Annotated in this window: 22 protein-coding genes and 1 riboswitch; all 22 genes read right to left on the reverse strand. The window is 50.3% G+C overall.

Annotated features, from left to right (window positions below):
* Positions 1–6: 6 nt before the first annotated feature.
* Positions 7–1521, reverse strand: a complete 1515-nt coding sequence (locus AC50YG_RS17440; RefSeq protein WP_494828225.1) for an NADH-quinone oxidoreductase subunit N — start codon at positions 1519–1521, stop codon at positions 7–9.
* A 4-nt stretch (positions 1522–1525) separates the two neighbouring features.
* Positions 1526–3157, reverse strand: coding sequence for a complex I subunit 4 family protein (locus AC50YG_RS17445; RefSeq protein ID WP_494828226.1), 1632 nt, complete (start codon positions 3155–3157; stop codon positions 1526–1528).
* A gap of 1 nt (position 3158) precedes the next feature.
* Positions 3159–5024: an NADH-quinone oxidoreductase subunit 5 family protein gene (locus tag AC50YG_RS17450; RefSeq protein ID WP_494828227.1), complete on the reverse strand. Its 1866-nt coding sequence runs from the start codon at positions 5022–5024 to the stop codon at positions 3159–3161.
* 190 nt (positions 5025–5214) lie between these two features.
* Positions 5215–5877, reverse strand: coding sequence for an NADH-quinone oxidoreductase subunit K (locus AC50YG_RS17455; RefSeq protein WP_473756121.1), 663 nt, complete (start codon positions 5875–5877; stop codon positions 5215–5217).
* A gap of 336 nt (positions 5878–6213) precedes the next feature.
* A complete protein-coding gene (locus AC50YG_RS17460) occupies positions 6214–8442 on the reverse strand; it encodes a methyl-accepting chemotaxis protein (protein WP_494828228.1) in 2229 nt (742 codons plus the stop codon).
* A 234-nt stretch (positions 8443–8676) separates the two neighbouring features.
* The gene (locus AC50YG_RS17465; RefSeq protein WP_494828229.1) at positions 8677–9462 is read right to left on the reverse strand and encodes a tyrosine-protein phosphatase; all 786 of its coding nucleotides are present in this window, start codon (positions 9460–9462) and stop codon (positions 8677–8679) included.
* A gap of 187 nt (positions 9463–9649) precedes the next feature.
* Positions 9650–10048 carry a F0F1 ATP synthase subunit epsilon gene (locus AC50YG_RS17470; protein WP_341279920.1) on the reverse strand — a complete coding sequence of 133 codons (399 nt, stop codon included), beginning with the start codon at positions 10046–10048 and terminating at the stop codon, positions 9650–9652.
* A 24-nt stretch (positions 10049–10072) separates the two neighbouring features.
* A complete protein-coding gene (gene atpD / locus AC50YG_RS17475) occupies positions 10073–11476 on the reverse strand; it encodes a F0F1 ATP synthase subunit beta (RefSeq protein ID WP_341279921.1) in 1404 nt (467 codons plus the stop codon).
* A gap of 79 nt (positions 11477–11555) precedes the next feature.
* On the reverse strand, positions 11556–12422 hold the full coding sequence (gene atpG, locus AC50YG_RS17480) for an ATP synthase F1 subunit gamma (protein ID WP_473756124.1): 867 nt from the start codon (positions 12420–12422) through the stop codon (positions 11556–11558).
* Positions 12423–12580: 158 nt separating this feature from the next.
* The gene (gene atpA / locus AC50YG_RS17485; protein ID WP_056036781.1) at positions 12581–14095 is read right to left on the reverse strand and encodes a F0F1 ATP synthase subunit alpha; all 1515 of its coding nucleotides are present in this window, start codon (positions 14093–14095) and stop codon (positions 12581–12583) included.
* 15 nt (positions 14096–14110) lie between these two features.
* Positions 14111–14659 carry a F0F1 ATP synthase subunit delta gene (locus AC50YG_RS17490; RefSeq protein ID WP_473756125.1) on the reverse strand — a complete coding sequence of 183 codons (549 nt, stop codon included), beginning with the start codon at positions 14657–14659 and terminating at the stop codon, positions 14111–14113.
* The gene (gene atpF / locus AC50YG_RS17495) at positions 14656–15138 is read right to left on the reverse strand and encodes a F0F1 ATP synthase subunit B (protein ID WP_473756126.1); all 483 of its coding nucleotides are present in this window, start codon (positions 15136–15138) and stop codon (positions 14656–14658) included. The genes AC50YG_RS17490 and atpF overlap by 4 nt, the downstream gene beginning before the upstream one ends.
* 88 nt (positions 15139–15226) lie before the next feature.
* Positions 15227–15439, reverse strand: coding sequence for a F0F1 ATP synthase subunit C (gene atpE / locus AC50YG_RS17500; protein WP_056036771.1), 213 nt, complete (start codon positions 15437–15439; stop codon positions 15227–15229).
* 85 nt (positions 15440–15524) lie between these two features.
* A complete protein-coding gene (gene atpB, locus AC50YG_RS17505) occupies positions 15525–16283 on the reverse strand; it encodes a F0F1 ATP synthase subunit A (RefSeq protein WP_473756127.1) in 759 nt (252 codons plus the stop codon).
* 22 nt (positions 16284–16305) lie between these two features.
* Positions 16306–16674, reverse strand: coding sequence for an ATP synthase subunit I (locus AC50YG_RS17510; protein ID WP_494828230.1), 369 nt, complete (start codon positions 16672–16674; stop codon positions 16306–16308).
* On the reverse strand, positions 16667–16900 hold the full coding sequence (locus tag AC50YG_RS17515; protein WP_099518189.1) for an AtpZ/AtpI family protein: 234 nt from the start codon (positions 16898–16900) through the stop codon (positions 16667–16669). The genes AC50YG_RS17510 and AC50YG_RS17515 overlap by 8 nt, the downstream gene beginning before the upstream one ends.
* 189 nt (positions 16901–17089) lie before the next feature.
* On the reverse strand, positions 17090–18238 hold the full coding sequence (gene wecB / locus AC50YG_RS17520) for a non-hydrolyzing UDP-N-acetylglucosamine 2-epimerase (RefSeq protein WP_341279927.1): 1149 nt from the start codon (positions 18236–18238) through the stop codon (positions 17090–17092).
* Between the two features lie 39 nt (positions 18239–18277).
* Entirely contained in the window at positions 18278–18907 is a 630-nt protein-coding gene (gene upp, locus AC50YG_RS17525; RefSeq protein ID WP_341279928.1) for a uracil phosphoribosyltransferase, read from the reverse strand.
* A 122-nt stretch (positions 18908–19029) separates the two neighbouring features.
* Complete coding sequence (locus AC50YG_RS17530; protein WP_494828231.1) at positions 19030–20121, reverse strand: UCP032817 domain-containing protein; 1092 nt, start codon at positions 20119–20121, stop codon at positions 19030–19032.
* 196 nt (positions 20122–20317) lie between these two features.
* Positions 20318–21565: a serine hydroxymethyltransferase gene (gene glyA, locus AC50YG_RS17535; RefSeq protein ID WP_494828232.1), complete on the reverse strand. Its 1248-nt coding sequence runs from the start codon at positions 21563–21565 to the stop codon at positions 20318–20320.
* A gap of 130 nt (positions 21566–21695) precedes the next feature.
* Positions 21696–22319 carry a TIGR01440 family protein gene (locus AC50YG_RS17540; protein ID WP_494828233.1) on the reverse strand — a complete coding sequence of 208 codons (624 nt, stop codon included), beginning with the start codon at positions 22317–22319 and terminating at the stop codon, positions 21696–21698.
* Positions 22320–22394: 75 nt separating this feature from the next.
* Positions 22395–22847, reverse strand: a complete 453-nt coding sequence (gene rpiB / locus AC50YG_RS17545) for a ribose 5-phosphate isomerase B (protein WP_494828234.1) — start codon at positions 22845–22847, stop codon at positions 22395–22397.
* A gap of 154 nt (positions 22848–23001) precedes the next feature.
* A riboswitch (ZMP/ZTP riboswitch) is annotated at positions 23002–23082 on the reverse strand.
* Between the last annotated feature and the right edge of the window lie 64 nt (positions 23083–23146).

Below are 23146 nucleotides of genomic sequence, written 5' to 3' on the forward strand. Positions count from 1 at the left end.
CCCCAGCTACTTCATCAGCAAGCCTGGGAACAAGCCCAGCACGACAAGAGTAACGGCGCAAATCGCAATGCCCACAGAGGCGGCAAGCGGGAGCGGAAGCGTTCGCTCGTCGCTGCCTGTTCTCATGAATATTTGCCGGATGAAGCCGAAATAAGCATAGGCGGCCGCCAGACTGCACACAGCCATGACGCCCAGCAGCCAATAGGCCTCTGCTGCGGTGCTGCCCAGCCAAATATACACTTTAGCAAAAAAGCCCCCTGTAACGGGCATTCCTGCAAGCGACAGAACGAAAACAGCCATAGCCGCGGCGAGCCAAGGCGACCGATGATACAAGCCAGCAAGACCGCTGAGCTTGCCATGCCCCACCGATTTCTGAACGACTGCCAAAACTGCCGTGGCCCCAAACATCGCCAGCATATACACAGAGAATTGATAGACGAGCGGTGCCAATGAACTGCTATGAACTGGTGCAAGACTAAGCGCAACCGGAACAAGCAAATAACCGCTGTTGATGACGCTCGCCCAGCCCAATATGTGAGCAGCCTGCTTTTGCCTCAGCAGGGCGACCGTGCCCCAGGCTATTTGACTAGCTGCAATTGCCTGCAAGCCGATATAAGCGCTATTGAAACCCAATAGTTCAACAATTCCCATTTCATGGAGCAAGTGAAATAATACAGCGGCAGTTGCCCCTTGGCCTGCTATCGTCAGAAATATTGCGCCAGCCGTATAAGAGAAGCTTGTGCTTTTATTCTCATCGTTTGATACCCAAATGCCAAATGGCAGAGCTGCCACTTTAACGCCCAAACCACATGCCATCAGCAAAATAGCCATGTAGACAAGTGAAGCATACGGCTTCAAATCAGAAATGCCCGCGCGAATAGCAGAAAAGTCCAGCTCTCCAGTCAAACCATAAATATAAGACATGCCGAACAGCAGCAGGGCAGTAGCGACACCGGAACGAGCCGAGAAGCGCAATGCCGGGCGCCCGGGCCGCAAAAGCTGCTTATAGCGCTTGTCTAACGAGGCAAAAATCAAGCTGAGCGCCGCCAAGCTAAATAGCTCAAGTCCAACATACAATGTAATCAGATTGGAAGGCGTCAGCATCAGACGAATACCAAGCAGGGCTGCAGGAATATAAAAATAATGGTTGATACGCTGCTCCCGCTCTTCTCCGAGGCTGAGCAGCATCACTATGATCGCGCCCGCAATAGCCAGCAGAAACATTAGGCTTTCCGTATTTAAGGCAAGATACGTGATTCCCGCGACTCCGCCGGGCTGTCTGCCTTCTGCAATCGCTATCGCCGCCTCTGCATCATTCGCTAACATGCGCCATAAAGCGGCCGCAAATACGATGGCCAGCCAAGGCAGCATCAGCCCGCCTGACGGCGCTCCCTTTCGGTTCCACAAGCGAAACCGGTCACCAGCAGCCAGTATAACCAGCAGTAAAAGGAGGAGCAACTCCGGAATAAGCTGCACCGTACCCAACCAAAACTGCGACCCCAGCGCTTCACTATTTGTCATGAGCCTATCCCTCCATCCTGCCTGACAGCAGCTGACTATAAAGCCCTGTAATGCTTTGCTGCACCGTATCAGTTAAAAATGACGGGAAGCAGCCCAGAAGGACGATAAAGGCAAGCAATATAATCATCGGCATCGCCTCAATAAAGCGGGCATCCTTGATAACGCTATGCCGCTCATCAATCGGTCCGAAGATTACGCTCAGCAGGCCTCTCAGCATGTAAACCGCAGTGAGCACGATTCCTGGTATTGCGGCAGCAGCAAGCCATGGCAGCGTATCGAACAAGCCGAGCAGCGACAGCAAAATCCCGGGAAAGCCAGCTAGGCCAGGAATGCCGATAAGCGACAGCACGGCGGCCATAAGCATGCCGCAAATAAACGGAAGCGAGCGGGCCAAGCCGCCAAGCTCGGATATCGCCGTCGTCTTAGCCCTCTCCTGCAAGCTGCCGACAACGAGCCATAGCAGGGCAAAGCATAAGCTGACCGCCATGAGCTGAAAGATCGTCCCTTGCAGCCCAATCTCATTAAAGGCGGCGATACCCAGCCAAATGAATCCCATTTGGCTAAGTGAAGCGTAAGCAAGCAGCTGCCTCATATCTGTTTGGCGCAGCGCCAGCAAAGCCCCATACAGAAGCTGAATAATGCCGATAGCCGCTATGGCTGGGGCCATTTTCTCCGCTTGCTCTGGAAACAAAAATACCCCATAACGCAGCAGTCCATAAGCCCCAGCAGCCGGAAGCAGCCCTGAAATAATCATCGCTACCGATATTGGTGCACTGGCCTGCGCTTTCATAAGCCAACTATGAACAGGCAGAAGCGGCATAAGCAGCCCGAAACCGATAAGCTGCAAAATAAACAGCACCATCCTCACACCTTCGGACAATGGTTCAGCGGCTACCCTATCTTGTACCTCTTGGCTCGTTGCCATTTCTCCTGCAAGCAGTCCATGGGCGATTCCCCCGTATCCCCCGCTGTATACCGTCTGGAGCTGCTCGCCGGCCTTTTCTACACGAAGACCCGCCGTACAGGTCAAAATGAGGAATACGATAAGCAGCAGCATGGAACTGAGTCCAGCCCCTGCCAATAGCCGATTCGCCGTACGCTCGCTATCCGGATTGCCCCAAATGCCAACCAGAAAATAAAGAGCGACGATCGCAGCCTGTAAAAATACAATAAACAGCAAAACATCTCTGGCGATAAAAAGCCCCATCAGTGAAGCTTCCAACCATAGCAGCCAAAAATAAAGCGCTTTGCGCCGCTTTCTAAGCTGAACAGCTGTCACAACAGCAAGCCCTGTCACTAGGGCGGCAGCGAGCAGCAAAGGCAGCGAGAGCCCATCTACCGCAACCGCATAGGAGAAGGATAATTTTGCTTCGCTATATGCTTGTCCTGCTGATATAGCAAAAGGAAGCGGAATTTCAATCCACGGATGCTGCTCCGCATAAGCGCCGCCTCCCTGCTGCTGATTAAACGTCGCATATAAAAAAGCGGCAAACAGCAGCGGAAGCAGCGCCGCAAGCACTGCAAGCGACTGCAACGCTCGTCCTTGCCCTACTGGGACGAGCAGTACAAGCAGCATCCCGGCGGCAGGGGTCAGCCACATCAAAGACAAAAGCGGCAGCTCTGTCAAAAATGCCATTTTACCACTCCCCCTTTGCTGCCATGATGATGATCGTGATGACTAGGCCGAGTATGATCGCCAGTCCCATCCCTCGAATCGTACTGCGAGCGCTCCAGCTCACAGCCAGCCTCCCCATCGCATACAATAGCTGAGCCGCCAGCTTGGGCAGCGCGCCCATAGCTTGCTCAATCGCCGCTAATACCGCTCCAGCGGCGGCAATCGGCCGCTGAAGCGCACTCGCTTTGCCTGCCGCCCATCCGGCAGAAGCATCCCAAAGCTTCGTTTCTTCAGACAGCAGCTCGCTCGCTTCTCGTTTGTTTTTCAGCCATCCAAGCCAAGCTCCGCCTAGAAGGATCGCCACAGCAGCCAGCATCAATACTACGGACATACTGCCCGGCCTGCCAGCCGCTTCTCCATCGAGCCATCGTTCAGGCAAGCTGCCCCAGACCAATTGAAAGAAGCTTGAAAGGACAACGATTATGGCAAGTGCAGCAATCGAAAAGCACATAAGGCGCGAATGCTTTTGCCCTTGATCAAGTATTGCTGCTGCAGCCAAGCGCGGCTTGCCTTCAAATATAAGAAAATACATGCGGGACATATAAGCTGCTGTCAAAAGCAGTACAAGCATGATCGCAGCTAGCCATACTATATGCCGCTCCGATGCCTCCACCCAAATAGACTGCTGCAGCCAGAAGCCCGTAAGTGGGGGAATTCCGCTTAAAGCCAAGCCGCCAATTAAAAACGTCCACGCTGCAAGAGGCATATGCTTGCGCAAGCCGCCCATGCCCCTTATATCCGTTGTTCCAACGGTCCGCAATAAATAGCCTGCTGCCAGTACGAGCAGCGTTTTGACAATCGCATGGACCAGCACATAAAGCATACTGCTCGCAGCTGCCCCGATAGCAAGCGAAAGCTGAACGACCCCTAACTGGCTAATCGTCGAATAAATCATTATTTTATTAATATCTCGCTCCAATAGCGCCCTTACAGCAGCGTAGACCGCTGTCACAACGCCAATATAGAGCGCTGCCTTCGTTACGGCTGGAGCTGATTGGAAAATTTCTGTCGTTTTGTACAGAAGCAGCGCTCCGGACATCATGCCGGCTCCTTGCAGCAGCGCGCTCGCTGGAGCAGGGGCTTGTTCCGTACTAATTAACCAAGCGTAAAGCGGAAACTGCGCAGCCATTCCAGCCGCTCCAAGCAGCAGCAAGCTCGCGATCAGCAGCGTTATATTTTTTGCAATCGCACCGGATTGACCTTCAAATACATTATGTATAGCAGCAAAATCGAGCGCATGCTCCGGCATGAACCAGAACAGCAGCAGCAGCGCAAGCAGCAGCCCCGCACTAGCTACACGCATCATTATAAAAGCTCTATTGGCAGCGGCTCGCGCTGTACTCTTCGCGTACCAGAAACCAAACAACAGAAATAGGCTGACGGAGGCCAGCTCCCAAAACAAATAAAAGGCGAGTAAGTTATCTGCAAGAGTAAGCGCTAGCAGTGAGAAGGTGCATAAGGATAAATAGCTGTAAAACACCGTCAAGCGTTCATCCTTTTTCATGTATCCAGCGGCATAAACATGAACAAGAACGCTCAGCAAGCTGACACCTACCAGCAGCAGCGCGCTCATATTGGTAACTTCAAATCCAATTCGCAGTGTAAAGCGATCTATAGAAATCCAGTTAAAGCTGTCATTATAATCGACCGCCCCCTCGCGGAACCGCTCGATACATACCAGAAGCGACAACAGCAGCGAGGCAGCTGCGCCTCCCGTTCCAACAAAGACACCTGCAGGATGAGACCCTCGGCCAAGTGCCATCAGGATCAAAAAAGCAGCAAGCGGCAGCAGCGGAATAAGAAAAGCAGCCTCGGCATACATTTGCATCTGCTACGATCACCTCCTGTCCAACTATTGTTCACGATTAGAGACTGCGACGCAAGGTGAAACGGCTGTCGCCGTCCTTTGGCGGCGCGGCGCGTTTCAGCCCGAGAAATATAAGCCTATTTATAGGTGTGAAACTTATAAAATCTTATATTTAAATAAAAAACCGCTAATTTGTTGACAAAAGCGGGTACTAATTTCCTCGCAGCTCCTTAGTGGTGGAGTCTCGTTTGTATAATACATTTAATACGGCCACACCAATTGAAGCCTGAGCGAAAAAAACCACCAGAGGGAGAGTTCGAAGCCCTTCCGCTATCCCCTGCTTAAATAAGCTTAAAGCAGCAATATTCAACTGGGCTCCGCATAAAATGATACTTACACACAGCAAGGCCACCAATGAATTTCTTTTGACAATTGCCCCATACACACCAATAGCCATCAGCGTCGCCGCTATCATCAAATGGGCAGGAAGCAGCGGCATTTCAGCGCCAGAATAGGGCGTCTCTACAATGACATAGAAAAGAATAGCGAGTAAAAGCGGAATGCCTGCAGCAGCTGCCATTTCCCGAGAAGCGATTGCAATCGCTCGGTTATGCCTGCCTATTTCCGAATGTCTCCTAATCTCTGAGCCTAGTAATATCCCCATTGTCCCCACATACAAGAGTGCCTGAAAAAGCGCAATCAGACCAGCATCCAGTCGGACGAGCAGCCCTGAATTTCCAATAATCGTGAACACTACGCCTAGTGCCAGCCTGGGCAGCATCCTGGCGTGAATCATAATGAAAGAGCCCGCGACAACAAGGGCCGAATAAAGGAAGAACGCGGTTGTTTCTGCCGTAAACCATTCATTAAACAATGAACCGCACTCTCCCTCACCTAAGTTTAACATAAAAGGACCGAGCTAATCATAAGCTTCGGTCCTTGCAAAAAGGGATTTGCTCCGCCCATGCATGCTAGCCTAGCATGGCGCTATCTTCCCTTTGCCGTCACCTTCAACTCTCCGATGAAAAAGGGTTGCATTTTGCTTTTTTTCCAATCTAATAATAGTTACAATTATAACAAATGCTCCCACTACCGTCTATGATGGAGTTTTAGATGCGCCCACAGTGAAAAGGCCTGCCAAACCGCTGAAAACCGCGATCCGCAAGCCTTTTCCCGCCCTACTATTCTATTATCTGCCTGCTTGTGACCGTTATCTGATTCTAGATTCTGTTAATTTGAATTGGCCTACGAGCTGCTGAAGCAGCATTGTAATAGACTCGACATTCGTTGATGTATGGCGTACGTTATCCATCTCCACAATCAGCTCCTGCACTTGTCCTTCCACATCAGAGGAAACCGAGCGATTTTGCAGGCTGACCTCGGCAATTTGCTCCATCAGCTTAACAACCTCCTCCACAACCTGGGTTTTGCGTTGATCGTCCGCTTGCGCCGATTGCAGCGTGCGGGCTGCGGCGGCAACCAGCTCAGTTCCCTCTTCTACAACTTTCGTACCTTCGTCCATAGAATGATAGGCCTGTTCGGCTTCTGAATAAATTTGCTGCGTAATCCCATGTACTTCCTCTGTCGATTTCTTCGTCAATTCCGCCAGCTTGCGGATTTCGGAAGCGACGACCGCGAAGCCACGCCCCTGCTCACCGACACGCGCCGCCTCAATAGAAGCATTTAATGCCAGCAAATTGGTTTGCGACGATATCTCCTCAATAACCTGCAGCACATCGCGAATATCTTCCACCGTCTTCATAAACTTGCGAATTGTACCGTTCGTATCTCCTACCTTAGAGGAAATATGCTGCATCTTCTCCCCAATACGGCCCACCTCCGTTTGCGCGACTGCGATTTGCTCTGCCGCCTGGGTCTCCAGCACGGACAGCGTATCGCGCATTTCGCCAGCCGCATGCTTCGCCTTGTCAATATCCTTCAATTGGTGGCGCAGGCTGCCAATCATATGTCCTACCTTGCTGCCTACACGCTCCGTTGACAAGGCAGTATTCGCAGAAGATTCATTCATAACGGACTGGCTGCTCAGCACCTCGGCAGCAGTGAGCTTCACCTGCAGCATAATGCCTTCGAGGGAATCGATCATATTGTTGATCCATTTTGCCAGCTCCTGCGTCTCGTCGCAATCGAACTCATTCGTCGACAGCCGCTGGGTTAAATCGCCTTTCCCCTCAGCATTAATGCGAATAAAACGGTTGATTCGCTCCATGTGTCCCGTCACCCGCTGTGATTCCTTGCGCTGCACCGACATCGCAAACAAAATGCCGAACAGCAAATTAAATCCACCAAGCACAGCTGCCGCTCCCCATAGTGGCATATAGCCGATTACCAATGAAGCAAGCAGAAACGTTAAGACGCTTTGCAGCATTGCCGCATACATTTGCAGCTTGCGCTGCCGCCAGCCAATACTGCGCAGCCGGTAAACCTCTTCAAGATCGCCCTCGCACATCATCCCCCATAGATCAGGGCAATGAGGCATTCGGAAGGTCACTCCTTTGCCGATGACGGCAATGTGGCGATAATCCGAATAACCGGGGAACTGAGCGAACAAATTACTGCCATTGCGAATCGTGCCTGCGACGCCAGGATGCAGCTCGCCCGTTGCCGGATCGGTAAAAATAATTTCCAGCTCAGTATGTTCCTTAATTGATACGGTACCCCAGTCTGTCGTTACGCCATCCTTTAAATTTTCGCCATGTGTGAATGTACGATCCTCAAAGCGGCTGCGGGACAACGCAGTTCCAGGCACAATATTACGCTGCAGGCTAGGCTCTGCCATAAACAAATAATTGTCGCCTGAATCCGGATATACATGCCCTGACTCACGCTGAATCAAATCGCCCAGCACATCGTTAGGCACTCTCCCGCATAAGGTTCCGATTCTGCTGCCGTTCACATGCAGCGGCTGCATGAACATGATCGTCATTTTGTCGTGAAAAGAGGACGTTCGAGCCCCTAGCTTGAGTGTCATCACGTCTTCGAAAGGACCAAAGAAGCAGCGTCTGCCCGCTGGGCTGCCTATTTGAGTGTATTGCATACCTGGAGACAGGGGACTGCCCTCTCCATAATGTGTGCCGATATGTGTGGGATAGGTGGAGTGAGCTACATGGTTGTGGTTGTCTAGGAGGAACAGCTCCGTAAAATCCGTACCCCTCGCATAGGATCGTTCGAGCAAAGGAGCTATCCATTTCTGCTGTTCTTTTGAGAACGCAGCGGTTTGCAGTGCGGATAGGCCATCCGCTAATTGATTCGACAGGCGCTCCATATGCCCCCAATACTCATCCGCCCATTGCAGCAGCAGCTCTTTGCGAGTATCTGCAACGCCTTCGAAAATGTGCTCGACATCTTCCTTAATGCCAGAATTGAGCTTCCATGATACCCACAGTGGAAACCCCGTCCTTGTACCTAGCCAATCAAACATACGCACTCCCCCTATGCCCTTCCTTAATCTTCTTATATGTAAAGTATATTAACATACATTTCCACCGTTTTCATAGAAAAATGTTAGCTTTTTTAACCAAATATGTTTAGATAGCAGCGATTTGAGCGAAAAAAAACCAATCATCTGCACGAATTCCGTACATTTGATTGGTTTGCTCATTATGTTGAATGATTAGTTCAAAAGGCTCATTTGATAAATATAAATGAAAATCCATTACTTCTTGAAAAATGATTTAAAAGCCTTCCAGCGGTTTGCCGCAGCACTGCCCTGCCAATCTGGCGCATCAGCAAGGGCCTCATCCCTTAATAGCAGAGCAGCATTTTGCTGAAAATAATCCGACCATTCCACGCCCATAACCTTCTGTATTCGGTCATACGCTTCCTTCAGCCTAAATCCTCTGCGCTCCACATTATGCGCATCAGATGACACAAGATGAATAAGTCCCGCTTCACACAGCTTCCATGAGGCTCGCTCCACCGTCTTGCCGAAAGCGCCCAGCAGGGAATGGCTCGTCACTTGCCCAAATGCACCAAGCCGCACAAGCTCTTCGAGCCGCTCCGGCTGCTGAATGATGGCCGCGTTCCGTTCCGGATGGGCAATAATCGCATGAATGCCGAGCAATCCAAGCTCATAGACGGTTTGCTCCGTATTTTTCGGAATATGGGAGGATGGCAGCTCTAGCAGCATGTAGGATGAACCCGCCAGCGTCAGCAAGCTTCCCTGCTGAAAGTGGTCCAACAGCTCCTGATGCAGCCGCACTTCCTGTCCGGTATGCACAACAAGCGGAATATCCAGCTCCTGCAGCAACTCATTGAGCGTACGAGTCAGCTCTTCCACAGCTTGAGCCGGATTCACATATCTCCCATTATGGTGATGGGGAGTCGCAATAATCGTTTTGATTCCCTCGGCAGCAGCCGCTCTTGCCAGTGCAACCGAATCTTCCAGGCGGGCCGCACCATCATCAATACCGGGAAGAATATGTGTATGAATATCAATCATAGTGGAGGGCTCCTCTCCTGCGTTTGCATTTACAAGGTGAAACGGCCGAAAGCCGTCCTTTGGCGGCGCAGTGCGTTTCATTCCGAGAAATATAGAGAAAGGATGGCGAAATCATATACTTTCCTATATTTCAAAAAACACCGCTAACGCCTCTTACAGGACATTAACGGTGTTTGGGTATCAAGTATTATTTTTTCGCTGTGCCAATACGGTTCATTGCACGCTGCAAAGCAAGCTCCGCACGGCGGAAATCGATCTCATCGCGTTTGGCAGACAGAAGCTGCTCAGCGCGTGCTTTCGCTGCTTTCGCACGATCAAGATCAATATCGGTCGCAAGCTCGGCGCTTTCCGCCAAAATAACGATTTTATCTTTACGAACCTCGATAAAACCACCATTTACAGCAATAACATCAACTTTTCCATCGCGCTTGATTACAACTGGTGCAATACGAAGCTGTGTTACGAGCGGAATGTGGTTTGGCAAAATGCCAAGCTCGCCTTCAACGCCTTTTACACTAACCATATTCGCATTCTCCGCGTACACTTTACGCTCAGGAGTAACGACTTCTACCAAAAAGGTACTCATGTGGATTCCTCCCGCCTTTCGCTACTACAGCGTTTTGGCTTTCTCCACGGCCTCTTCAATCACACCTACATATCGGAAAGCTTCTTCCGGAAGGTTGTCATGTTTGCCCTCGAGAATTTCTTTGAAGCTGCGCACGGATTCTTTAACTGGTACATATTTACCTTTGATGCCTGTGAAAGGCTCGGCAACGTGGAACGGCTGAGACAAGAAGAGTTGAATTTTACGTGCGCGAGCAACGGTCAATTTATCTTCCTCGGACAGCTCGTCCATACCAAGAATCGCGATAATATCTTGAAGCTCTTTATAGCGCTGAAGAATTTTCTTAACGCCTTGAGCTACATTGTAATGCTCTTCGCCAAGAATATCCGGACTAAGGATACGGGAAGATGAAGCAAGTGGATCTACCGCAGGGAAAATACCCATTTCGGAAATTTTACGCTCAAGGTTAGTCGTTGCATCCAAGTGGGCAAACGTCGTTGCTGGAGCTGGATCCGTATAGTCATCGGCAGGTACATAGATCGCTTGGATCGAAGTAACCGAACCTTTTTTCGTTGAAGTAATACGCTCTTGCAGTTGACCCATTTCAGTTGCCAGTGTTGGCTGGTAACCTACCGCGGAAGGCATACGACCTAGAAGGGCCGAAACCTCGGAACCTGCTTGTGTGAAACGGAAGATGTTATCGACGAACAGAAGTACGTCTTTGCCTTCCTCATCACGGAAATATTCAGCCATTGTCAGACCCGTTAGAGCTACACGCTGACGTGCGCCTGGCGGCTCATTCATTTGTCCGAATACCATTGCTGTTTTGCTAAGTACGCCGGAGTCTTTCATCTCGTGGTACAAGTCATTACCCTCACGCGTACGCTCACCAACACCCGCGAATACGGAAATACCGCCGTGCTCTTGTGCGATGTTGTTGATCAGCTCTTGAATCGTTACCGTTTTACCTACGCCCGCGCCGCCGAAGAGGCCGATTTTACCGCCTTTTGCGTATGGTGCCAGCAAGTCGATAACTTTAATTCCTGTTTCGAGAATTTCCGATTGTGTCGACAATTCGTCGAAAGCAGGAGCTTCACGGTGAATAGGAAGATTGATTGAAGAAGTAGCATCGCCAGCTTCATCGATCGGTTGTCCCAGTACGTTAAATACACGGCCGAGTGTTGGAGCGCCAACCGGAATCGTGATTGGAGCGCCAGTATCAATGGCTTCAGTACCGCGTACAAGACCGTCTGTTGTGCTCATCGCTACAGCACGGACTTTATTGTCACCGAGGTGAACAGCGACTTCAAGCGTTAGATTAATATCTACACCGCCATTTTCGCCCTTCTTCTCGATTTTGACAGCGTTCAAAATTTCCGGCAGGTTGCCGCGTTCGAACTCTAGATCGACGACCGGACCCATGACGGATACAACGCGTCCTTTTTTCATGGTATTCCCTCCTGGTTCCTTCTTGTTACTAGCAAGCAGAGCAGCCTCTCTCAGGGCTTCTGCTTGCGTAGTGTGTTACCTAAGATTGAGCAGCATTCGCTCCTGCAACGATCTCGGAAATTTCCTGTGTGATTGCCGCTTGACGAGCACGGTTGTACGTAAGCGTCAAACCGCTGATCATCTTCGTCGCATTTTTCGTCGCACTGCCCATAGCCGTCATCCTAGCACCGAACTCACTTGCCTTGCCGTCCAGCAAAGCGCTGTAAATAAGCGTCTCCGCATATTTAGGCAGCAATGCCTCCAGCACGCCTTCCGGCGATGGCTCGTATTCGTACGCTGCTGTAGAAGCTGCGCTTCCATCTACCGAATCAAGCGGCAGCAGGCGCATTTCCGTAGGAATTTGGGTAATAGCATTAACGAATTTATTGTAATACACGTACAGCTCGTCAAAAGTGCCGTCGGCAAATTTCTGAACTGCTGTCGAAGCTACGATCTTGATATCTGCAAACGTAGGAGCATCCGGAAGACCGGTTACTTCTTCTACGATCGGCATATTGCGGCGGCGGAAATAATCCCGGCCCTTCTTGCCGATGACGAACAATACGAAATCATCGTTCGACTTATGCTTGCTGCGAATCGTGTCCGTTACCTTACGAAGCACGTTGGCGTTGTAGCCGCCTGCCAGACCACGATCAGACGTGATGACAAGATAACCTGTCTTTTTGATCGGACGGGTTTCCAGCATTGGGTGCTTAACGTCTTTCGTACCAGCAGCGATGCTAGCCACAACTTCCTTCAGCTTCTCTGAATACGGGCGGGATGCCTGTGCAGCTTCCTGCGCTCTTCTCAGCCTGGAAGCTGCGACCATTTCCATCGCCTTCGTAATCTGCTTCGTATTTTGTTTACTCTTGATTTCGCGTTTAATATCGCGCATACCTTTAGCCATTTGGTTTCACCCGCCTTTGTTGCCTCGCAGCTTTCCTGTACGCAAGCTCGGATATAGAGCCGCGCAAGCTATAAGGGATGGCTGCGAAGCCTAATGATTGGTACGAGCAGCATATATAAGAACTTAGAGGAACCTATCGTTCCTCACAAGCTCCAAAATTAAGCCGATACGGCAAAGCTTTTCTTAAATTTGTTGATCGCATCAACAAGGGCTTTCTCGTTATCAGCAACCAGATCCTTCGTATCGCGGATCGAATTGCCGATTTCCGGGTGATTGGAATCGAGGAACGCCAGGAATTCTTTCTCAAAGCGCAAAATGTCAGCAACCGGAATTTCATCCAGATGACCTTTAACCGCAGAGTAGATCGAGATTACTTGCTTCTCAACCGGCATCGGCTGGTTAACGCCTTGTTTCAGGATTTCCATTGTGCGAGCACCACGGTTTAGACGGGCAAGCGTTGATTTATCAAGGTCGGAACCGAATTGCGAGAACGCTTGAAGCTCACGGTAAGCCGCAAGGTCAAGACGGAGCGTACCGGCAACCTTTTTCATCGCTTTAATTTGTGCGGAACCACCGACACGGGATACCGAGATACCAACGTTAACCGCTGGACGTTGACCGGAGTAGAACAGATCCGCTTCCAGGAAGATTTGACCGTCAGTGATCGAGATAACGTTCGTCGGGATGTAAGCCGATACGTCAGAAGCTTGTGTCTCGATGAAAGGAAGGGCAGTCAAGGAACCGCCGCCTCTTGCATCGCTCAGCTTAGCTGCGCGCTCAAGCAAACGGGAGTGAAGATAGAAAACGTCACCTGGGTAAGCTTCCCGACCCGGTGGACGGCGAAGCAGCAAGGAAAGCTCACGGTATGCTGCCGCTTGTTTCGACAAATCATCGTAAATAACGAGTACATGCTCGCCTTTGTACATGAAGTATTCGCCCATCGAGCAGCCTGCATAAGGAGCCAGGAACAAGAGTGGAGCTGGCTCGGAAGCGCCTGCAGTTACAACGATTGTATATTCCAAAGCGCCGTGACGGCGAAGGGTTTCTACAACGTTAGCAACAGTGGATTGCTTTTGGCCGACAGCGACATAAATACATTTTACGCCGTTGCCTTTTTGGTTGATGATCGCATCAATCGCGATCGCTGTTTTACCTGTTTGACGGTCGCCGATAATAAGCTCACGTTGACCACGGCCAACTGGAACCATTGCGTCGATCGCTTTAATACCTGTTTGCATAGGCTCATGAACCGATTTACGGTCGATAACGCCTGGAGCTGGAGATTCAACCGGACGGGAATGCTTCGTGTTGATTGGACCTTTGCCGTCAAGCGGCTGTCCAAGCGGGTTCACAACGCGGCCCAGCAGCTCTTCGCCAACTGGAACTTCCATGATACGGCCTGTACGTTTTACTTGATCGCCTTCACGAATGTCCTTGTAAGGACCGAGAATAACGACACCGACGTTGCTTTCTTCAAGGTTCAATGCCATGCCGACAACACCGTTGGAGAATTCGAGCAATTCGCCTTGCATCGCATTTTCCAAACCGTGAACGCGAGCGATACCGTCACCGATGCTAATAACGGTGCCAACATCCACGACTTGAATTTCGGATTTATATTGTTCGATCTGCTGCTTAATCAGCGTGCTGATTTCATCAGGTCTGATACTCAATTCGCTCACCCCTATCTACAGTGCTTTAGATTTTAACTGTTTTTCTAACCGTTCAAGCTTGCCGGACAAGCTGCCATCGTAAAGGCGGTCGCCAATGCGGACCTTCACTCCACCCAGAAGGGCAGGCTCTACGACTTGCTCAGCAATAATGGTTTTGCCTGTCAATCCGCCAAACTGAACTGCAACCTCTGCCAGTTCTGCGTCATTCAAAAGACGAGCTGTATATACCGTCGCATGCGCTTGCTTAAGCTCATCGCCTGCGATTTTTGTAAATGCTTCGTAGATTTCCACAATTAGCTCCTGACGCCCGCGCACAAAAACCAGCTCCAGCGTATTCAGCAGCAATTCGGAAATGCTTCCACCGAAAGCGGCTTTAAGAACGGCCAGCTTCTTTGAAGCATCAATATTCGGATAGCTTAGAAACTTTTGGATTTCCAGATCTTCTCCAAGCGATTGTGCAATAGCTTGCAGCTGCTGCTCTACCTCAGAAATAATGCCGCCTTGCTGTGCAAGCTCGAACAACGCTTTGGCGTAGCGCTTCGCTACCGCTGCGTCCCGGCTCATTTGCCGCTTACTTCTTTCAGGTATTGATTAACAAGCTGCTCTTGTGATTTCTCATCGACTTGCTTCTCAATGATTTTCGAAGCGATTTGAACGGAGATGCCGCCAACTTCAGAACGAAGTGCTGCAATTGCCTTGTTTTTCTCGCTTTCGATGTCTTTAAGAGCATCATCTTTCAAGCGCGACGCCTCTGTCTTAGCAGTGTTCACGATCTCATCAGCTTGCTTGCTGCTTGTAACTCTCGATTGCTCAATAATTTCGTAAGCCTCTTTACGAGCCTGCTCAAGAGCCGCTTTCTGCTCAACCATTTGCTGCTCAGCTTGCTTACGGCTGGATTCAGCTGTATTCATCTGTTCAAGCACGAGCTGTCTCCGTTTCTCCATAACGCCGAGCAGCGGACCGAATGCGTACTTGTTCAGCAACCAGTACAATACTAAAAAAGCTACTATCGCATATACTGTCGATTCCCAATGCAATGCCATTAAAGCCACTCCTTTCTTACCACAAAATTGTCACAATCACAACGAAGGCGAAGAGGGCTAGGCCTTCCCCGCCAGATACGTGTTTAACTTATTTAAAGAAAGCAAGGAAGCCAATAACTACGCCGATGATCGGCACAACTTCGACGATACCTACACCGATAAACATTGTTGTTTGCAATTTACCTTGAAGCTCAGGCTGACGAGCGATACCTTCAACTGTTTTGCTGACGATCATACCGTTACCTACACCTGCGCCAATTGCGGCCAAACCAACTGCCAATGCTGCTGCCAATACTTCCATTTTAAAAATCCTCCTCAATAATATCTCGTTTTGGTTTTGTATTGCTAACCTAGGGGGTAATTAAATCCTAGGCATCAAGCTTAACTTAATGGTCTTCCTCGTGAATTGCGGCCTGTGAAATGTACACCATCGTAAGCATAGTGAACAAGAAGGCCTGAATTGCGCCGACAAAGATACTGAACGCTTGCCAAGCCGCGAGGAACGGAGTACCGATAACCCCCAGCATCAAAATGGTCGAGATCAGCACTTCGCCCGCATAGATGTTGGCGAATAGCCGTAGCGCCAAAGTTACTGGCTTCGAGATGGTCTCGATCAAGTTGATCGGCAGAAAAATTGGAAACGGATGGAAATAGTGTTTCACGTAATGCTTGCTGTTCAATCTCACGCCCAAATAATGCACGAGTATGAATACGATCAGCGCTAGCCCTGCGGTAACATTAATGTCAGCCGTAGGTGATTTCCACCAGGCTAGCTCCAGATGTCCGCCCTTCTCCTGCAACAGCTCCTCTGTAATGCCTAGTGCCGGATAAGCGTGATGGACTTCTGTCACGATACCGAAAGGCAAACCTAGCAGGTTGGAGATGAAAATAAACATAATCAACGTCATACCCAAGGAAATGAAAGGCTTGACGCGATTAAGCGGCATTGCGCTGGCAATCAGATTGTGAACAAATTCGACGGCCCATTCCAAAAAGTTTTGCATCTTGGAAGGGTTGTCCACCGATAAATTGCGCACAGCAAGTCTCGCCACAACAAAGGTGATGATGGCGGAAACCGTTATCGCAATGAACGTTGAAATGTCGATCTGCAGCGATCCGAGCTGCCACACCGGAAATTCATGCATGTAAAATTCTCACCCCTTTCCACTAAAGTTTATTTCTATTATGAATATAAGCTGCTACCAGAAGAATAAAAGGCATAACCATACAGCCAATTAATGCGGCTGGCATGCTGAAGTCTTCCGGAAAGCGATAAGCAACCATGGCAACCAGCAGCACCATAGCGATGCGGCTTCCAAGTCCCATACCCATTCTGCGAGAGGTTCCTCCTGCTGCTTTAAGCGTAATCATTTCCACTCTGCGCCTCAGTAAAAACGCATTCATGAAACTCGCTGCAAGACCCAGTAGAAGACCGAGTGCAACTGTTCGCCAGTTCGGCATAAACGCCCAGACAATCAGACACACACCCATCATGAAGAGTAGCGACCTTACTGCAGTGTTCATTATTTTATCCATCGGCATCCTCCATTACCTTCTTCACAAGCAGAATGCCTGAGAGAAGACCGACAGCCAGACCGACCAGTATGCCTCCAACCGTCCAACCCGAACCTCCGCCAAAGCGTTCACCGAGCGACGATCCGAGAAAGTACCCTAAAAAGATACAAATAGCGACTTGCAGTCCGAGCCCGCCGACAAGACCTGCGGCAAACAGCGGATTGTCTCTTCTGTTCTTTTTATCCATGGCCCATACCCCTGTCAATCCTCATTTATTTTATCCAAGCGGCGCAAGGTTTGTCAATTGATAATCCTGTATAGTTTTACTGTACAGATTGCCCAAAAGCCAGTCAAATCAAGCCCTCAGAGCCGACAAAACCATACAGTACAACTGTATGCTGTGCATTGCGCCGCTATTTATAAGACCATGTGTAAACTATGAACGTTGTGTGAACGGATCGGGACGCTCAGAATTTCTTCCAAAATGATGCAGCAAAGCTTGCACGATACGTGTCGAAGCCTGTCCATCACCGTATGGATTTGCCGCATGGCTCATCTTTTCATACAAGGAAGCATCGTTAAGCAAGGCGCTTGCCCGGCTGTAAACAACCTCTTCATCCGTACCCACAAGCTCAAGTGTACCCGCCTCAATACCTTCAGGACGCTCTGTTGTATCGCGAAGCACCAGCGTTGGCACTCCAAACGAAGGAGCTTCCTCCTGAAGGCCGCCGGAATCGGTCAAAATCATATAGGCATGTGGATAAAAATTATGGAATTCAAACACATCCAGCGGATCGATAAGCTGAATACGCGGATGGCCGCCGAGAATTTCCGTTGCCGGTTCTTTGACGGCTGGGTTCGGGTGAACGGCATAGACAATGGCAACATCCTCATGCTCATCGGCAATGCGTTTTACCGCACGGAAAATATTGCGATGCGGCTCGCCCAGCGACTCGCGGCGATGCGCCGTCATCAAAATCATCCGTTTGCCCTTCGCCCAGTCGATAACCGGGTGAGCAAAGGAAGGATCCACCGTGTATTGGAATACGTCCGTTGCCGTATTTCCCGTCACATAAACCGTCTTTTCCGACTTGTTCTCCTTGAGCAAATTGCTAGCCGACCAAGAAGTCGGAGCAAAATGCACATCAGACAACACGCCTGCAAGCTGGCGGTTCATCTCTTCAGGGTACGGGGACAGCTTGTTCCAAGTCCGAAGGCCCGCTTCCACATGACCAACCTGGATTTGCTTCAGGAAAGCAGCGTAGCTGGCAAGAAACGTCGTCTGTGTGTCACCGTGCACCAGCACGATATCCGGCTTTGCTTCCGCTAAAATCGGATCAAGGCCCTCCAAAACGCGTACGGTCGTTTCCGTTAGCGTCTGGCGGTCCTTCATCACATTCAAATCATAGTTCGGCTGGATTTCAAAAAAATCAAGCACCTGATCCAGCATATGACGGTGCTGCGCAGTTACGCAGACGATAGATTCAATATCGTCCGAGTGCTTGTTCAACTCAAGAACAAGCGGCGCCATTTTAACTGCCTCCGGGCGCGTACCGAAAATAGTCATTACTTTTAATTTGGACAAAACAATTCACTCCTATAATCTGCTTGCGCCAGGCAGGCGCTAATTAGTGCCGAACATGCGGTCGCCCGCGTCGCCAAGACCTGGAACAATATAGCCCTTCTCGTTCAGACACTCATCCAGCGCGGCAATATAAATATCGATGTCCGGGTGCGCTTCCTGTACGGCCTTCACGCCTTCAGGCGCAGCAATTAGACACATCAGCTTAATATGCTCGCAGTCGCGTTTTTTGAGCGCAGTAATAGCCGCGATTGCGGAGCCGCCAGTAGCCAGCATCGGATCCACAACAACGAGCAGGCGATTCGGAGCATCCGTCGGCAGGTTGATATAATATTCCGTTGGCTGTAGCGTTTCATGATCGCGGAACAAGCCGATATGACCAACCTTTGCAGCAGGAATAAGCTTCAAAATACCCTCTACCATGCCAAGGCCGGCGCGCAAAATCGGAACAAGACCCAGCATGCGTCCCGATACGACCTTCGATGGCGTCTGCGCAACCGGCGTCTGTACGGTAATCGTTTCAAGCGGGATGTCCCTTGTAATTTCATATGCCATTAATGTTGCTACTTCATCAACCAGTTCCCGAAAATCTTTCGTATTCGTATCTTTATTCCGAATAAAGGTCAGCTTATGCTGGATTAACGGATGGTCGCAGATGACCAATTTGCTCATGGAGCGTTATTCCTCCTGTGTGATAACGTATTTCTGTATCTGTAGACACAATCCCGTATATTATAGCATTGTAAAAGGCCTGATGCATCCTGTGATTTTTCACTTTGAAAAATCGTCCGTTTTTAGCTGCTGCAGCCGCCGCCACAGCCGCCACCGCTGTCTCCCCCGCTACTGCCTCCGCAGGAGCTGGATGAGTCGCTGCCGCTGTCATGGCCGCCGCTGGAATCATCACGGTCATGAGAGGAGCCCAATCCGTCGCAGCCGTATGTCGACGACCCGCTGCCATTTGCATCTCTTTGGGCTTTTGTCTGCGCTGCATTCATTTGCTCGGCAAAGTCATTAGGCGAAGAAGCGGATATGGAATGAAAAATGAGCATGCCGGACAGCATGCCTGTCGCTCCAACTACCGGATCATAGCCGCCCTTCCAGGAGGAAGAGGCGCCCACCGGATAAGGCTTAACCTGCTCATCGCTATTATGTAGCTGCGATTTCAAGCGCCACTGCAAATAATCTATCGTCTTCTGCATATCGGGGTATGCTGCCGCTGATTTGGCATTAAACCATTTTTCCGTCAGCGCCTGCTCCGATTGCTCTGCAAACTCATCCGTCCACTCGCGAGGAAGCGGCGTCTTGAAAAAGGCGCCCCACACCCGACCGCTTGCCGGCGTTTGCTGAAACAGCTCTGTGTATACCCAGTCAAACCAGGCCCGGCCATCGACATTCGGACGTTCATTTTCAGCGTGCGGGGCATGATGAATCAGCCCGCCACAGAAGGATGTGCAAAACTGCTCATACTCCCGCGTAAACATCAGCATTTCATGCCAGATGAGATCCGCACGGCCGCTGTACATCGGAACTCCCCGAAGCAGTCCGCACATCAGAAAAAATCGTTTCAGCTCGAAAAAGGTCCATTTCCATTCCTTATCGGACAAGCTCGGCAGCTGCTTGAGCACGCGATCCTTGATCCGGCTTTCAAAATCATTCGTAAGGGCAGCCTCAAGACGTTCGGCAGCCGGACGGGCAGGATGCTGGTAAGGAACTCCCAGCGCAAGCGGCGGCTCCTCAGACGGCCAAGAGGCTAACGACAAGCTTCGCTTGCCCAGCGAATGGCCATTATCATTTCTTTTTCGCGAACGATTGGCTCGGGTTACGATTACAATTACAAGTACGATAATTACAACGTAAATCAGAACGAGAAAAATCGTATTGCTCATGGCTGTACCATCACCTTCCATTTAGCTTTGTCTGTACTATTGTAGCATGCCGAATGGTTTTGCTGCATAATATATCTACCAAAAATGAATAAAAATCCCTTTTAATAATGGAACGAAAGCCTTCATACGCTTGTTTATACGCAAAAATGCCGCATAGAGGCCGAAGCCCTATGCGGCATTTTTCAAAAGTTTAAGATTAGTATTTCAGTTCTGGATAAAGCGGATATTGCGATGTCAGATCGCGAACGATTTGGCGGGATTTTTCAAGCGTTGCCTCATCCTTCGGATTTTTCAGCGTAACAGCGATCACTTCGCCGATTACTTTCATCGCTTTCTCATCCATGCCGCGCGAAGTGGCAGCTGGCGTTCCAAGACGGATACCGCTAGTGATGAACGGGCTCGTTGGATCGAAAGGAATCGCGTTTTTGTTAGCTGTAATACCGATTGAATCCAGCACGTGCTCGGCTTCCTTGCCTGTGATGTTCAGGGTACGCGTGTCGATCAGCATCAGGTGGTTGTCTGTGCCGCCGGATACGATGTTAATGCCTTCAGCAACGAGCGTATCGGACAGAACCGCAGCATTAATCACAACGTTTTGCGCGTATGTTTTGAACGATGGCTGCAAAGCTTCGCCGAGCGCTACTGCTTTAGCCGCAATAACGTGCATCAGAGGGCCGCCTTGTGTACCTGGGAATACCGCTTTGTCGATCGCAGCTGCCCACTCTTTGCGGCACAAGATCAAGCCGCCGCGAGGACCGCGAAGCGTTTTGTGCGTTGTTGTTGTAACGAAATGTGCATGCGGCACTGGGTTAGGATGAAGACCAGCAGCCACAAGACCTGCAATATGAGCCATATCTACAAAAAATAGCGCGCCTACATCGTTGGCGATTTTAGCCATTTTTTCGAAATCAATAATACGCGGGTATGCAGATGCACCAGCTACGATCATGCGAGGGCGGTGCTTGAATGCCGCTTTGCGAACTTCTTCATAATCAATCGTGAAGGATTCTTCATTTACGCCGTATGCTACAAAGTTGTAAAGCAAGCCGGAAGCATTAACCGGGCTGCCGTGCGTCAAGTGGCCACCATGTGCCAAATTCATGCCCAGTACCGTGTCGCCAGGCTTAAGCGCCGCCAAATAAACAGCCATGTTCGCTTGTGCGCCGGAATGCGGCTGTACGTTGGCATGGTCTGCGCCAAACAGTTCTTTTGCACGATCGCGTGCGATATCTTCCACGATGTCCACATGCTCACAACCGCCGTAGAAGCGTTTGCCTGGGTAGCCTTCTGCATATTTATTCGTCAAAGCAGAACCCAAAGCTTCCAGAACAGCTTCGCTTACGATATTTTCTGATGCGATTAGCTCGATGTTATCGCGTTGACGCTGTAATTCCAGTCCCATTGCTTTCAAAACCTCTGGATCTTGTTTACGTAGATTTTCCATTTTAATTGCCTCCTCAGTAGTGTGTACTTGTTATATAAATAAGGATTAAGCAGGATATGCTCGTCAGATACATGCTCTACGGGATATACGCTCGATCCGCCAATAATAAACGCTTATGAAATACTAATGATTAATCGCAAGTCCCGGCCGACTGCTCCGGAGTCAACACAACAGCATCACGGCTGTCTGCCACGCCACCAAGCTCATACACCGCACGCACACCGCCAATCAGCTTTGGCCGCGTAACCGCCATCGTGACATGCGCCTCGCCAATGCTGCGGATAGAAGGCCGCACCGGAACCGCTACTCTGCGCAAATGCATACCGATGAAGGTATCGCCGATATCTATGCCAGCATGAGCGGCTACCGTCTCGACGAGGATAGCATCGCTGATGTGCCGATAGGCGTAAGCCGCCATGGAGCCTCCTGCCTTCGGAACGGGAACCGCTGCGACCTGTTCAAGCCCATAGCGTTCAGCGGCATCACGCTCGATAACGAGCGCACGGTTTAAATGCTCGCAGCATTGATATACGGGATAAAAGCCAATGTCGCGGCGCACTGCCTCCACTCCAGCGAAAATTTCCGCAGCAGCTTGAAGTGTGCCCGACGTTCCAATGCGCCGGCCCAGCACCTCGCTCGTGCTCGTGCCGATGACGAGAAGCTGTCCAGCCCGCAGGCTGCCCGCTGCCGCAAGCTCGCGAACGATCGTCTCTACTGCACTTGCTATCGCTATCGTTTCCTCGTTTGCTCCCATCGCAGGCGACCTCCTTGTCTGACTAACCGTTTCCATGCAAGCATGGAACAACGCCTTATTCCGCGCTCATTTAGCTTAAGCGTTATATTTTTGCTCGATTTGGCCTACTTTATCAATGCGTCCCGCATGGCGTTCGCCGCCGGAGAATGGCGTGTCCAGCCAAATGCGAAGAATTTCCTGTGCAACACCTGGGCCAATGACACGCTCACCCAGTGCAATTACATTCGTATCATTATGCTCGCGCGTCGCTTTGGCGGAAAATAAATCGTGCACCAGCGCACAGCGGATGCCTTTAACCTTATTAGCGGCAATCGACATGCCAATGCCTGTTCCACAAATGAGAATGCCGCGGTCCACTTCCCCGCTTGCCACCTTTTCAGCTACAGGCAGTGCATAGTCCGGGTAATCAACCGATTGATTGCAGTCACAACCGAAATCTTCAATTTCGTGTCCAAGCGATAGCAGAAATGGTACAATTTCGTCCTTCAGCCGATAGCCGGCATGATCGGCCCCAATGGCAATTTTCACGTATAAACCTCCTCCAAAGTATGACGATGCTGCACTTGCATTGATACTTGCGGTGCTCGGCACATGAACTCCGCTTCCGCAATTCGACGCTTTTATTATACCTAAATTTGTCCCAAAAGACGAAAAAAGAGCATGACATGCTCTTCAGCATGCTGCTCTTTGCCCAGGCGACCGGCCGTATGTTCCGATGCTCCACCGTGGTTACCCACTTCCGTCGCCAGTCACATCGGAAACCGTATATCTGTACCCATCATAGCCGAATTATTTTGAAAAATCAATCGTTCCTGCACCTAAATTCG

It is taken from the genome of Paenibacillus sp. J31R34 (genome assembly GCF_059383715.1).

Excerpts from the sequence above, each read along its gene's own strand:
- AC50YG_RS17440 (WP_494828225.1), bottom strand. The coding sequence starts at position 1,521 with ATGACAAATAGTGAAGCGCTGGGGTCGCAGTTTTGGTTGGGTACGGTG.
- AC50YG_RS17445 (WP_494828226.1), bottom strand. The coding sequence starts at position 3,157 with ATGGCATTTTTGACAGAGCTGCCGCTTTTGTCTTTGATGTGGCTGACC.
- AC50YG_RS17450 (WP_494828227.1), bottom strand. The coding sequence starts at position 5,024 with ATGCAAATGTATGCCGAGGCTGCTTTTCTTATTCCGCTGCTGCCGCTT.
- AC50YG_RS17460 (WP_494828228.1), bottom strand. The coding sequence starts at position 8,442 with ATGTTTGATTGGCTAGGTACAAGGACGGGGTTTCCACTGTGGGTATCA.
- AC50YG_RS17465 (WP_494828229.1), bottom strand. The coding sequence starts at position 9,462 with ATGATTGATATTCATACACATATTCTTCCCGGTATTGATGATGGTGCG.
- AC50YG_RS17470 (WP_341279920.1), bottom strand. The coding sequence starts at position 10,048 with ATGAGTACCTTTTTGGTAGAAGTCGTTACTCCTGAGCGTAAAGTGTAC.
- atpD (WP_341279921.1), bottom strand. The coding sequence starts at position 11,476 with ATGAAAAAAGGACGCGTTGTATCCGTCATGGGTCCGGTCGTCGATCTA.
- atpG (WP_473756124.1), bottom strand. The coding sequence starts at position 12,422 with ATGGCTAAAGGTATGCGCGATATTAAACGCGAAATCAAGAGTAAACAA.
- AC50YG_RS17490 (WP_473756125.1), bottom strand. The coding sequence starts at position 14,659 with ATGAGCCGGGACGCAGCGGTAGCGAAGCGCTACGCCAAAGCGTTGTTC.
- atpF (WP_473756126.1), bottom strand. The coding sequence starts at position 15,138 with ATGGCATTGCATTGGGAATCGACAGTATATGCGATAGTAGCTTTTTTA.
- atpE (WP_056036771.1), bottom strand. The coding sequence starts at position 15,439 with ATGGAAGTATTGGCAGCAGCATTGGCAGTTGGTTTGGCCGCAATTGGC.
- atpB (WP_473756127.1), bottom strand. The coding sequence starts at position 16,283 with ATGCATGAATTTCCGGTGTGGCAGCTCGGATCGCTGCAGATCGACATT.
- AC50YG_RS17510 (WP_494828230.1), bottom strand. The coding sequence starts at position 16,674 with ATGGATAAAATAATGAACACTGCAGTAAGGTCGCTACTCTTCATGATG.
- AC50YG_RS17515 (WP_099518189.1), bottom strand. The coding sequence starts at position 16,900 with ATGGATAAAAAGAACAGAAGAGACAATCCGCTGTTTGCCGCAGGTCTT.
- upp (WP_341279928.1), bottom strand. The coding sequence starts at position 18,907 with ATGAGCAAATTGGTCATCTGCGACCATCCGTTAATCCAGCATAAGCTG.
- AC50YG_RS17530 (WP_494828231.1), bottom strand. The coding sequence starts at position 20,121 with ATGAGCAATACGATTTTTCTCGTTCTGATTTACGTTGTAATTATCGTA.
- glyA (WP_494828232.1), bottom strand. The coding sequence starts at position 21,565 with ATGGAAAATCTACGTAAACAAGATCCAGAGGTTTTGAAAGCAATGGGA.
- AC50YG_RS17540 (WP_494828233.1), bottom strand. The coding sequence starts at position 22,319 with ATGGGAGCAAACGAGGAAACGATAGCGATAGCAAGTGCAGTAGAGACG.